11 protein-coding genes are annotated in these 12,285 nt (G+C 70.7%); all 11 read left to right on the top strand.

Annotation, left to right across the window (positions count from 1 at the left end; translation table 11 throughout):
* The first annotated feature begins 187 nt into the window (after window positions 1-187).
* The 11 genes from ACZ6MZ_RS26015 (at window position 188) to ACZ6MZ_RS25965 (ending at window position 12,234) form a co-directional block, all read left to right on the top strand.
* A complete protein-coding gene (locus ACZ6MZ_RS26015; protein WP_469354769.1) occupies window positions 188-2,080 on the top strand; it encodes a DUF5941 domain-containing protein in 1,893 nt (630 codons plus the stop codon).
* Entirely contained in the window at window positions 2,077-2,826 is a 750-nt protein-coding gene (locus ACZ6MZ_RS26010) for a phosphocholine cytidylyltransferase family protein (RefSeq protein ID WP_469354613.1), read from the top strand. The genes ACZ6MZ_RS26015 and ACZ6MZ_RS26010 overlap by 4 nt, the downstream gene beginning before the upstream one ends.
* The gene (locus ACZ6MZ_RS26005; protein ID WP_389947028.1) at window positions 2,814-3,875 is read left to right on the top strand and encodes an iron-containing alcohol dehydrogenase family protein; all 1,062 of its coding nucleotides are present in this window, start codon (window positions 2,814-2,816) and stop codon (window positions 3,873-3,875) included. Before ACZ6MZ_RS26010 ends, ACZ6MZ_RS26005 begins: the two co-directional genes overlap by 13 nt.
* The gene (locus tag ACZ6MZ_RS26000) at window positions 3,853-4,638 is read left to right on the top strand and encodes a CDP-alcohol phosphatidyltransferase family protein (RefSeq protein WP_469354611.1); all 786 of its coding nucleotides are present in this window, start codon (window positions 3,853-3,855) and stop codon (window positions 4,636-4,638) included. The genes ACZ6MZ_RS26005 and ACZ6MZ_RS26000 overlap by 23 nt, the downstream gene beginning before the upstream one ends.
* A gap of 5 nt (window positions 4,639-4,643) precedes the next feature.
* A complete protein-coding gene (locus tag ACZ6MZ_RS25995; protein ID WP_384191125.1) occupies window positions 4,644-5,516 on the top strand; it encodes a glycosyltransferase family 2 protein in 873 nt (290 codons plus the stop codon).
* Between the two features lie 98 nt (window positions 5,517-5,614).
* Window positions 5,615-6,544: an ABC transporter permease gene (locus ACZ6MZ_RS25990; protein WP_384191060.1), complete on the top strand. Its 930-nt coding sequence runs from the start codon at window positions 5,615-5,617 to the stop codon at window positions 6,542-6,544.
* On the top strand, window positions 6,537-7,322 hold the full coding sequence (locus ACZ6MZ_RS25985) for an ABC transporter ATP-binding protein (protein WP_384191063.1): 786 nt from the start codon (window positions 6,537-6,539) through the stop codon (window positions 7,320-7,322). The genes ACZ6MZ_RS25990 and ACZ6MZ_RS25985 overlap by 8 nt, the downstream gene beginning before the upstream one ends.
* 435 nt (window positions 7,323-7,757) lie before the next feature.
* Window positions 7,758-8,678, top strand: coding sequence for a squalene synthase HpnC (gene hpnC / locus ACZ6MZ_RS25980; RefSeq protein WP_384191066.1), 921 nt, complete (start codon window positions 7,758-7,760; stop codon window positions 8,676-8,678).
* Entirely contained in the window at window positions 8,675-9,625 is a 951-nt protein-coding gene (gene hpnD, locus ACZ6MZ_RS25975) for a presqualene diphosphate synthase HpnD (RefSeq protein ID WP_469354609.1), read from the top strand. Before hpnC ends, hpnD begins: the two co-directional genes overlap by 4 nt.
* Window positions 9,626-9,736: 111 nt before the next feature.
* Entirely contained in the window at window positions 9,737-11,122 is a 1,386-nt protein-coding gene (gene hpnE / locus ACZ6MZ_RS25970) for a hydroxysqualene dehydroxylase HpnE (RefSeq protein ID WP_469354608.1), read from the top strand.
* Complete coding sequence (locus ACZ6MZ_RS25965; RefSeq protein WP_389790809.1) at window positions 11,119-12,234, top strand: polyprenyl synthetase family protein; 1,116 nt, start codon at window positions 11,119-11,121, stop codon at window positions 12,232-12,234. The genes hpnE and ACZ6MZ_RS25965 overlap by 4 nt, the downstream gene beginning before the upstream one ends.
* Window positions 12,235-12,285: the final 51 nt, after the last annotated feature.

Below are 12,285 nucleotides of genomic sequence, written 5' to 3'. Positions count from 1 at the left end.
GGGCGCGGATCGACAATGATGATCACTACGTGGGCCGATCATGGCTCAGACCACGGCGTCCGGGGCGTAAACGGGCGGTGAACTCAGTCTTCCGTTCATCCGATAGCCTCTGCCGACGTGCCGCCGCCCGGATCCCGGGTCACGTCGCCGCGCACGCAGCCCTGTCAGCGCCAAGGAGTGAGTTCGTCTGTCGACCGCCATCCTCACCGGTCCCCCGGTACCCGGATCGCCGCTCGAGGGCCATCTGCGGTCGTTGGGTTTCGAGGTACGTAACGCGCCGGACGCCACGGAAGCCGGGCAGCTCCTCGCCGCGGCCCCGGCGGCCGAACGCGTCGCCCTCGTCGACTCCCGCTTCGTCGGTCATGTCCACGCCCTGCGGCTGGCACTGACCGACCCCCGGTTCCCGACGGCCGCCGTGGCCGGGGCGCTCACCGCCCAGCCCGAGGCCCGCGCCGCGCTGCTGCGCGCCGTGACCACCGTCGTCGAGGGCGGTTCCCCGGCCCGGCCGGCGGACAACGCCTCCGGCAACGGCACGGCGGAACCCCAGCGGACGTCCGCCACCACCGTGGCCCCGAGCGAGCCCCTCGCCGACCGGGTCGCCGCCGTGCTCGACGCCGACGGCGGCGCGGTCCAGCGGCCCGAGCTGGGTTCGCTCGTCGCCGCCGTACCGGCCGACGCGAGCGCCAGGGAACAGGCCGAGGCCGCCGTCGCGGCCGTCGACGACGAAGCCGTACGGCTGCGCTCCGCCGTGAAGGCCCGTGACGGCTTCTTCACCACCTTCTGCATCAGCCCCTACTCCCGCTATCTCGCCCGCTGGTGCGCGCGCCGCGGTCTGACCCCGAACCAGGTCACCACCGCGTCGCTGCTCACCGCCCTGATCGCGGCGGCCTGCGCGGCCACCGGCACCCGCGGCGGATATGTCGCCGCCGGCGCGCTGCTGCTCTTCTCCTTCGTCCTGGACTGCACGGACGGGCAGCTCGCCCGCTACTCGCTGCAGTACTCCACGATGGGCGCCTGGCTGGACGCGACCTTCGACCGCGCGAAGGAGTACGCGTACTACGCGGGCCTCGCGCTGGGCGCGGCCCGGGGCGGCGACGACGTATGGGCGCTCGCCCTCGGCGCGATGGTCCTGCAGACCTGCCGCCATGTCGTCGACTTCTCCTTCAACGAGGCGAACCACGACGCGACGGCCGCGGGCAAGGCCGTGGTGGGCACCCCCACCGCCGCGCTCTCCAGCCGGCTCGACAGCGTGGGCTGGACGGTCTGGGTACGCCGGATGATCGTGCTGCCGATCGGCGAGCGCTGGGCGATGATCGCCGTGCTGACGGCCGTCACCACGCCCAGGATCGTCTTCTACGCGCTGCTCGTCGGCTGTGGCTTCGCCGCCTGCTACACCACCGCGGGCCGCGTCCTGCGCTCGGTCACCCGCAAGGCCACCCGCACCGACCGGGCGGCCCAGGCCCTGGCCGACCTCGCCGACTCGGGACCGCTGGCGGAGGGTGTCGCCGGGGTGCTGAGCAGGATCAAGGCGTATCCGCCGTTCGGCTCCCGCGTCGTCATCGCCGCCCTCGGCGCGGCCCTGCTGGTGGCCGCCGCCTGGACGGAGCCGGTCGGCAGTCTCTGGGTCGTCGGCGCCGCCGTGCTGTACGCCGTCCTCTCCGGCGCCGCGGTCGCGCTGCCCCTCAAGGGCGCGCTCGACTGGCTCGTACCGCCGGTGTTCAGGGCGGCCGAATACGGCACCGTCCTGATCCTCGCCGCCCGCTCCGAGGTGAACGGAGCATTGCCTGCGGCCTTCGGCCTGGTGGCCGCCGTCGCCTACCATCACTACGACACGGTGTACCGCATCCGCGGCGGCACCGGCGCGCCGCCCCGCTGGCTGGTCCGGACGATCGGCGGCCACGAGGGCCGCACGCTGGTGGTGACCGCGCTCGCCGCCGTCCTGGTGACGCGGAACGCGGACTTCACCCTGGCCCTGACGGTGCTCGCGGCCGCCGTGGCGCTGGTCGCGCTCGCGGAGTCCATCCGGTTCTGGGTGTCCTCCGGAGCCCCCGCCGTACATGACGAAGGAGAACCCGCATGATCGGCCTCGTACTGGCCGCCGGTGCCGGACGGCGTCTGCGCCCCTACACCGACACGCTCCCGAAGGCCCTCGTGCCCGTGGACCCGGCGGGGGAGGGGACCACCACGGTCCTCGACCTGACGCTGGGCAACTTCGCCGAGGTCGGCCTGACCGAAGCGGCGATCGTCGTCGGCTACCGCAAGGAGGCCGTGTACGCGCGCAAGGCCGACCTGGAGAAGACGTACGGCCTCAAGCTCACCCTCGTCGACAACGACAAGGCCGAGGAGTGGAACAACGCCTACTCCCTCTGGTGCGCCCGTGACGTCCTGACACAGGGCGTGATCCTCGCCAACGGCGACACCGTGCACCCGGTCTCCGTCGAGAAGACCCTGCTCGCCGCGCGCGGCGACGGCCGGCGGATCATCCTCGCCCTCGACACGGTGAAGCACCTCGCCGACGAGGAGATGAAGGTCATCACGGACGGTGACAAGGGCGTACGCCGGATCACCAAGCTGATGGACCCCGCCACCGCCACCGGCGAGTACATCGGGGTCACCCTGATCGAACCCGAGGCCGCGGCGGACCTCGCCGACGCGCTGAGGACCACCTTCGAGCGCGACCCCGACCTCTACTACGAGGACGGCTATCAGGAGCTGGTCAACCGCGGCTTCACCCTCGATGTGGCCCCCATCGGCGATATCCCGTGGGTCGAGATCGACAACCACGACGACCTCGCGAAGGGCCGTGAGATCGCGTGCCTGTACTGACCCGGCTCATCCCGTCACCGGTCGTCGTCGACATCAGCTGCGGCGCCCTGGACGATCTCGCCGGACTCCTCGCCGACCAGCGGATCTCCAGCTCGGGCCGGCTCGCCGTGGCGATCAGCCGCGGCTCCGGCCAGGCGCTGCGGGAGCGGCTCGCGCCCGACCTGCCGGGCGCCGACTGGTTCCAGGTCATCGACGGCACGATCGACTCGGCCGTCAGACTGGCCGACGACATCAGGGGCAAGCGGTACGACGCCGTGGTCGGCCTCGGCGGCGGCAAGATCATCGACGTGACGAAGTACGCGGCGGCCCGGGTCGGACTGCCGATGGTGGCCGTCGCGACGAACCTCGCGCACGACGGCCTGTGCTCGCCGGTCGCCACGCTGGACAACGACAACGGCCGCGGCTCGTACGGCGTGCCCACCCCGATCGCCGTGGTCATCGACCTCGATGTGATCCGCGACGCCCCCGTCCGTTTCGTCCGGTCCGGTATCGGCGACGCCATCTCGAACATCTCGTGCGTGGCCGACTGGGAGCTGTCCCACCGCGTCACGGGCGAGTCGGTCGACGGCCTGGCCGCCGCCATGGCCCGGCAGGCCGGTGAGGCCGTGCTGCGCCACCCCGGCGGGGTCGGCGACGACACCTTCCTCACCGTGCTGGCCGAGGGCCTGGTGATGACGGGCATCTCCATGTCCGTCGCGGGCGACAGCCGGCCGGCCTCCGGTGCCTGCCACGAGATCAACCACGCCTTCGACCTGCTCTACCCCAAGCGCTCCGTGCTCCACGGCGAGCAGGTCGGCCTCGGCGCGGCCTTCGCCATGCACCTGCGCGGGGCCCACGAGGAATCCCAGCTGTTCACCGAGGTGCTGCACCGGCACGGACTGCCCGTGCTGCCCGAGGAGATCGGCTTCTCCGTCGACGAGTTCGTCCGGGCCGTGGCCTACGCGCCGCAGACCCGTCCGGGCCGTTTCACGATCCTCGAGCACCTCGACCTGTCCACCGACCAGATCAGGGACGCGTACTCCGACTATGCCAAGACCATCAGTAGCTGAACTCCGTCCGGTCGTTCACCCGGAGGGCGTGAAGGACCGGCGCAGCGGAGAACACTGGGCCGGGCGCATGTACATGCGGGAGATCTCGCTGCACGTCGACCCGTACCTGGTGAACACCCGGATCTCGCCCAACCAGCTCACCTACCTCATGGTGGTCGTGGGTGTCATCGGCGGCGCCGCGCTGCTCGTGCCCGGTCTCACCGGTGCGATCCTCGCGGTCGTCCTGTTCCAGGTCTATCTGCTGCTCGACTGTGTCGACGGCGAGGTGGCGCGCTGGCGCAAGCAGACCTCCATCACCGGGGTCTATCTCGACCGGGTCGGCCACTATCTGTGCGAGGCCGCCCTGCTGATCGGCTTCGGCATACGGGGCGCGGACATCTTCCACCAGAACGGCACGGCCACCAACTGGCTGTGGGCCTTCCTCGGCACACTCGCCGCGCTGGGTGCGATCCTGATCAAGGCCGAGACCGACCTCGTCGATGTGGCCCGCCAGCGCAGCGGACTGCCCGCCGTCAAGGACGAGGCGTCCGCGCCCCGCTCCTCCGGTCTGGCCCTGGCCCGCAGGGCCGCGGCCGCGCTCAAGTTCCACCGGCTCGTCGGCGGCATCGAGGCCAGCCTCTTCATCCTCGTGGTGGCCATCCTCGACACGATCCAGGGCGATCTGTTCTTCACCCGCCTCGGTATCGCGGTCCTCGCCGGTATCGCCATAGTCCAGACAGTCCTGCACCTGGTCTCCATCCTGGCGTCCAGCAGGCTGAGGTGAGTGACATGCGGCTCGGCGCGGTGATCATCACCATGGGTGACCGCCCCGACGATCTGCGTGCGCTGCTCGAATCGGTCGCCCGGCAGAAAGGCGACCCGATCGAGATCGTCGTGGTCGGGAACGGCGCCCCTGTGGGCGGCGTTCCCGCCGGCGTACGGACGGTCGAGCTGCCGGAGAATCTCGGCATCCCTGGCGGCCGCAACGTCGGCATCGAGGCATTCGGGCCCGCCGGCTCGGATGTGGACGCCCTGCTCTTCCTGGACGACGACGGTCTGCTGCCGAACACCGACACCGCCGAGCTGATCCGGGAGGCCTTCGCGGCCGATCCTGTGCTCGGTATCGTCAGCTTCCGGATCGCCGACCCGGAGACCGGACTCACCCAGCGGCGGCACGTCCCGCGGCTGCGCGCCTCGGACCCGCTGCGGTCGTCCCGGGTGACGACCTTCCTCGGCGGCGCCAACGCCGTACGGACGAAGGTCCTCTCGGAGGTCGGCGCGCTGCCGGGCGAATTCTTCTACGCCCATGAGGAGACGGATCTCGCCTGGCGGGCGCTGGACGCCGGCTGGATGATCGACTACCGCGCCGACATGGTGCTCAACCATCCGACGATGCCGCCGTCCCGGCACGCGGTCTACCACCGTATGGTGGCCCGCAACCGGGTCTGGCTCGCGCGCCGGAATCTGCCCGCCCCCGTCGTCCCGCTCTATCTCGGGGTATGGCTGCTGCTCACCCTCGTCCGGCGCCCCTCCGTACCCGCGCTGAAGGCATGGCTCGGCGGGTTCAGGGAGGGCTGGGCGACCCCGTGCGGTCCGCGTCGTCCGATGAAGTGGCGTACGGTATGGCGGCTGACCCGGCTGGGCCGACCGCCTGTCATCTGACAAGCTCGGTTCTGAGAGCATCGGGCGTACTCCCGGGGCCTGGCCCTCCGTGCCTGTGCCCGACCGGCTGCGCATCTTGAACACGAAAGTTTCAACTTGTGAGTGACACAACCCATGAGGGTGCGATCGCTGTGAGCACCCCGCCGTCGCCCGACGACGGTCTGACCTCGGCGGAGCTCGCCGCCAAGTACGGCCTGGCGGTGAGTGGTGCCCGGCCAGGACTGGCCGACTATGTCCGGCAGCTGTGGGGCCGGCGCCACTTCATCCTGGCCTTCTCCCAGGCGAAGCTCACGGCCCAGTACAGCCAGGCGAAGCTCGGCCAGCTCTGGCAGGTGGCGACGCCGCTGCTGAACGCCTTTGTCTACTACTTGATCTTCGGCCTGATCCTGGGGACCAAGAAGGACATCCCGCAGGATGTCTTCGTCCCGTTCCTGGTCACCGGGGTCTTTGTCTTCACCTTCACCCAGAGCTCGGTAATGGCCGGGGTCCGCGCCATCTCCGGCAATCTGGGGCTCGTCCGGGCCCTGCACTTCCCCCGGGCCTCGCTGCCGGTCTCGTTCTCCCTCCAGCAGCTCCAGCAGCTGCTGTTCTCGATGATCGTGCTGATCGTCGTGGCGATTGCCTTCGGCAGCTATCCGTCGCTGAGCTGGCTGCTGGTCGTGCCCGCGCTGGCGCTCCAGTTCCTCTTCAACACCGGTCTCGCGCTGATCATGGCGAGGCTCGGCAGCAAGACCCCCGACCTCGCCCAGCTGATGCCGTTCGTGATGCGTACCTGGATGTACGCCTCGGGCGTGATGTTCTCCATCCCGGTGATGCTCAAGGACAAGCCCGCCTGGATCGGCGACGTCCTTCAGTACAACCCGGCCGCCATCTACATGGACCTGGTCAGGTTCGCGCTGATCGACGGCTACGACAGGTCGAATCTGCCCGCGCATGTCTGGCTTGTCGCACTGCTGTGGGCCGTCCTCCTGGGCGTCGCCGGCTTCGTGTACTTCTGGAAGGCTGAGGAGCGGTACGGCCGTGGCTGATGACATCGAGCAGGGACGTATCCCCACGGTCATCGCCGACGAGGTGCACATCGTGTACCGCGTCAACGGCGGTGGCGGCGGCAAGGGAAGTGCCACCGCCGCGCTGAGCCGCATACTCCGCCGCGACAAGGGGGAGTCGCGGGGTGTCCGTAAGGTGCACGCCGTGCGGGGGGTCACCTTCACCGCGTACCGCGGCGAGGCGATCGGCCTGATCGGCACGAACGGCTCGGGAAAGTCGACCCTGCTGCGCGCCATCGCGGGTCTGCTGCCGACGGAGAGCGGCAAGGTCTACACCGATGGCCAGCCCTCCCTGCTGGGCGTCAACGCCGCGCTGATGAACGACCTGACCGGCGAACGCAATGTCATCCTCGGCGGCCTGGCCATGGGGATGACGCGCGAGCAGATCCGCGAGCGGTACCAGTCGATCGTCGACTTCTCCGGCATCAACGAGAAGGGCGACTTCATCACCCTGCCGATGCGGACCTACTCGTCCGGCATGGCGGCCAGGCTCCGGTTCTCCATCGCCGCGGCCAAGGACCACGATGTCCTGATGATCGACGAGGCGCTGGCCACCGGCGACCGGAAGTTCCAGATCCGCTCCGAGCAGCGGATCCGGGAACTGCGCAAGGAAGCCGGCACGGTCTTCCTGGTCAGCCACAGCAACAAGTCGATCAGGGACACCTGTGACCGGGTGCTGTGGCTGGAGAGGGGCGAGCTGCTGATGGACGGCCCGACCGACGAGGTCATCAAGGCGTACGAGAAGGAGACCGGCAAGTAGGCCGGTCCACCGGAACGGATCCTTCCGCACTGACGAAGCCCCTGCCGGACCGCTCCGGCGGGGGCTCCGCCGTGGCGGGAGGACCGCCGAGCCCCACCCGGCCACGGGCCGTCACTCGTCAAAGATTCAGTCAAGTCCTTTGGCGTGGGGGAAGGTTGGCCTGTATTGCGGCGTTGGCGTACTGCGCGCAACACCCGGGCGTGGTCCCCTTAGTCGTACAACGTAAGCTGTGCAGGTGCTGATTCGCGGCAAGTGGGGTGATACCCCCTGAGCATCCCACCCGCCAAACAGTGTTCTGTACTCAGGAGGGCGGGCGGCGTGTCCGAAATGGGATGTATTGGGTCAGCAGTGTAGAACGGGAGATGTGACGGCAATGACGGGAAATCTCCAGCTCCGCGAGGATGATTCCGCCGTCCACGTACTGGGAAGTCCGAAGTGACGGGCACTCCACAGGCGCGCCCCGACGCCGCCTCGCGCACCACGCTGGACAAGGCCGCGGACGAGAACTTCCCCGTGGCCCCGTTCTTCCTGCCGCGCGCCTGGCGCGACGATCTGATGGCCGTCTACGGCTATGCCCGGCTCGTCGACGACATCGGCGACGGCGACCTCGCCCCCGGCGGCGCGGACGCCGCGTACCTGGGTGTCGACGCCGCCCGCGCCGATGACCGGCCGGCCGTGCTCGACGCCTTCGAGGCCGATCTGCGGCGCGTCTTCGACCCCGCGGGACCGGCCCCCGGCCACCCGCTGCTGCGCGCCCTGACACCGGTCGTACGGCGCCGCTCCCTGACTCCGGAGCCGTTCCTCGGGCTGATCGAGGCCAACCGCCAGGACCAGCTGGTGCGGCGCTACGAGACCTACGACGACCTCCTCGCCTACTGCGAGCTGTCCGCCAACCCGGTCGGCCGGCTGGTCCTCGGGATCACCGGCACCGCGAGCCCCGAGCGCCTGCGCCGCTCCGACGCCGTCTGCACGGCGCTCCAGATCATCGAACACCTGCAGGACGTGACCGAGGACCTGGGCCGCGACCGTATCTATCTGCCCGCCGAGGACATGAAGCGGTTCCATGTCACCGACGCGGATCTGGCCGCCGCCACCGCGAACGCGTCGGTACGCGCCCTGATCGCCTTCGAAGCCGAGCGCGCCGGGCAACTGCTGAATGAAGGCACCCCCTTGGTGGGTAGCGTCCACGGCAGGCTCAAGCTGCTGCTCGCCGGATTCGTGGCCGGAGGGCGTGCCGCCCTCGCTTCGATCGCGGCCGCCGGGCACGATGTGCTCCCCGGACCGCCCAAACCCACCAAGCCGCGTCTGCTGCGTGAAGTGGGAGCTGTCTTGCGAAGTGCGCACAGAGAGGGGTGAGCCGGAACGTGGAGGGACAGACACCCGTGTCCGCGCCGGTACTGGCGGCCTACAGCTACTGCGAGGCCGTCACCGGACAGCAGGCCCGTAATTTCGCCTATGGCATCAGACTGCTGCCGACCGACAAGCGGCAGGCCATGTCCGCGCTGTACGCGTTCTCCCGGCGGGTGGACGACATCGGCGACGGGACACTCGCACCCGAGGCCAAGCAGGCACGGCTCGAGGACACCCGCGCCCTGCTGGACAGGGTCAGGAAAGGCGAGGTGGACGAGGACGACACCGACCCGGTCGCGGTCGCCCTCACGGACGCGGCACGGCGCTTCCCGATCCCGCTCGGCGGGCTCGACGAGCTGATCGACGGCGTCCTGATGGATGTCCGCGGCGACACGTACGAGACCTGGGACGACCTCAAGGTCTACTGCCGCTGCGTCGCGGGCGCCATCGGCCGGGTGTCGCTCAGCGTGTTCGGCAGCGGAACGGGCGCGCCCGGCGCCGAGCGCGCCGCCGAGTACGCGGACACGCTGGGGCTCGCCCTCCAGCTGACCAACATCCTCCGGGACGTCCGGGAGGACGCGGGCAACGGACGTACGTATCTGCCCGCCGACGACCTCGCCAAGTTCGGCTGCTCCACCGGCTTCCACAGCGCCACCCCGCCCGCCGGCTCCGACTTCGCCGGCCTGGTGCACTTCGAGGTCCGCCGCGCCCGCGCCCTGTTCGCCGAGGGCTACCGCCTGCTGCCCCTGCTCGACCGGCGCAGCGGCGCCTGTGTCGCCGCCATGGCGGGCATCTACCGCCGTCTCCTCGACCGTATCGAGCGCGACCCCGAGGCCGTCCTGCGCGGCCGGGTCTCGCTCCCGGGGCACGAGAAGGCGTACGTCGCGGTGCGCGGGCTCTCCGGCCTGGACGCCCGGCACATCTCCCGGCAGACCGTCAGGAGGCGTGGCTGATGCGGCACTTCGATGCCCGGGTCGGTTCCTTCCCGCCATCCGCGCACCGGCGGGTCGCAACCCCGCGCCGGTATGACGCGTCCCTGACTGCGACGGTCCGAGGGGGCACGCATGACGACAGATGACGGCTCGCGGTCCCGCCACGCGGTCGTGGTCGGTGCCGGGCTCGCCGGGGTCACCGCGGCCCTTCAGCTCGCCGACGCCGGCGTGCGGGTGACGCTCGTCGAGGGGCGGCCGCGCCTGGGCGGTCTGGCTTTCTCGTTCCGCCGCGGCGACCTCACCATCGACAACGGCCAGCATGTGTATCTGCGCTGCTGCACGGCGTACCGCTGGTTCCTCGACCGGGTGGACGGCGCCGCGCTCGCTCCCCTGCAGGACCGGCTGGACGTACCCGTCCTCGACGTCGGCCGTGCCCGGCCGCGGCTCGGCCGACTGCGCCGCAACGCCCTGCCCGTACCGCTGCATCTCGCCGCCGGACTCGCGACGTACCCGCATCTCTCGCTCGCGGAGCGCGCCTCCGTCGGGCGGGCCGCGCTCGCCCTCAAGCGGCTCGACCCGGCCGATCCCGCCCTGGACGGCATCGACTTCGCCACCTGGCTCGGCCGGCACGGACAGTCGGACCGGACGATCGAGGCCCTGTGGGACCTGGTCGGCGTGGCGACCCTGAACGCCACCGCGCCGCACGCCTCCATGGGGCTCGCCGCGATGGTCTTCAAGACCGGGCTGCTCTCCGAGCCCGGCGCCGCCGACATCGGCTGGGCGCACGTCCCGCTCGGCGAGCTGCACGACACGCTGGCACGCAAGGCCCTCGACTCCGCGGGGGTGCGGACCGAGCTGCGCACGCGCGTGAACGCCGTCTCCCGTGCCGCCGAGGGCGGCTGGCACGTCGAGGTGGACGGCGAGCGGCTCGACGCGGACACCGTCGTCCTCGCCGTACCCCAGCGCGAGGCCCACGCCCTGCTGCCCGCGGGCGCGCTCGACGACCCCGACCGGCTGCTCGACATCGGCACCGCGCCGATCCTCAACGTCCATGTCGTGTACGACCGTAAAGTGCTGCGCCGCCCCTTCTTCGCCGCGCTCGGCAGCCCGGTGCAGTGGGTCTTCGACCGCACCGACGCGTCCGGACTCACGGACGGCCAGTATCTGGCGGTGTCCCAGTCGGCCGTCCAGGACGAGATCGACCTGCCCGTCGCCGAACTGCGCGCGCGTTACCTCCCCGAGCTGGAACGCCTCCTGCCCGCCGCCCGGGGCGCGGAGGTACGGGACTTCTTCGTCACCCGGGAGCGGACAGCGACGTTCGCGCCCACGCCCGGCGTGGGCCGGCTGCGGCCCGAGGCCCGTACCCGCGTCCCCGGCCTCTTCCTGGCCGGCGCATGGACCGCCACCGGCTGGCCCGCGACCATGGAGGGCGCCGTGAGAAGCGGCTTCAGCGCCGCGGGCGCCGCCCTCTCCGAGCTCGGTCGCCGCCATGAACATCCCCTGCAGGAGGCGGCATGAGCCCGAGTACTGCACCTACGAGTACTGGAACAAGAGGAGAGACCGTGCCGACTGTGCCCCCGGCGAATCCGGCTGTCGACACCGCGGACGTCTACGCGCTGCTGGAGCGCGGGCGGAGCCTGGCCACGCCGGTGCTGCGCGCCGCCGTCAACCGGCTCGCCCCGCCCATGGACACCGTCGCCGCCTACCACTTCGGCTGGATCGACGCTGAGGGCCGGCCCTCCGACGGCGACGGCGGCAAGGCGGTGCGCCCGGCGCTCGCGCTGCTCTCCGCCGAAGCGGCGGGCGCCGCTCCCGAGAAGGGGATCCCCGGCGCCGTCGCCGTGGAGCTGGTCCACAACTTCTCACTGCTGCACGACGATCTGATGGACGGTGACGAGCAGCGCCGCCACCGCGACACCGTCTGGAAGATGCACGGTCCCGCTCAGGCGATCCTCGTCGGCGACGCCCTCTTCGCGCTCGCCAACGAAGTGCTGCTGGAGCTCGGCACCGTGGAAGCGGGCCGCGCGACCCGCCGATTGACCACCGCCTCCCGCAAGCTGATCGACGGTCAGGCGCAGGACATCTCCTTCGAGCACCGCGAGCGGGTCACCGTCGAGGAATGCCTGGAGATGGAGGGCAACAAGACGGGCGCCCTGCTCGCCTGCGCCGTCTCCATCGGCGCGGTCCTCGGCGGCGCCGACGACCGGACGGCCGACACACTGGAGGCGTACGGCCATCACCTCGGTCTCGCCTTCCAGGCCGTCGACGATCTGCTCGGCATCTGGGGCGATCCCGAGGCCACCGGCAAGCAGACCTGGAGCGATCTGCGCCAGCGCAAGAAGTCCCTGCCGGTCGTCGCCGCGCTCGCGGCCGGCGGACCCGCCTCGGAACGGCTCGGCGAGCTGCTCGCCGCCGACGCCAAGAGCACCGACTTCCAGAACTTCTCGGAAGAGGAATTCGCCGCCAGGGCCGCGCTGATCGAGGAGGCGGGCGGCCGGGAGTGGACCTCCCAGGAGGCCCGCAGGCAGCATGCCGTCGCCATCGAGGCCCTGGATGGCGTAGACATGCCGGAAAAGATCCGCGCGCAGCTCACCGCGCTGGCGGACTTCGTCGTCGTACGAAAGAGATGATCACTATTCGCATATGACCGCAGTCGCCGTCCACAGCCGCAGGCACCGGAC

The organism is Streptomyces sp. NPDC042201 (assembly GCF_055582185.1).
The sequence above is the reverse complement of the archived record's forward strand: the minus strand, read 5'-3'. Positions and strand labels throughout refer to the sequence as shown.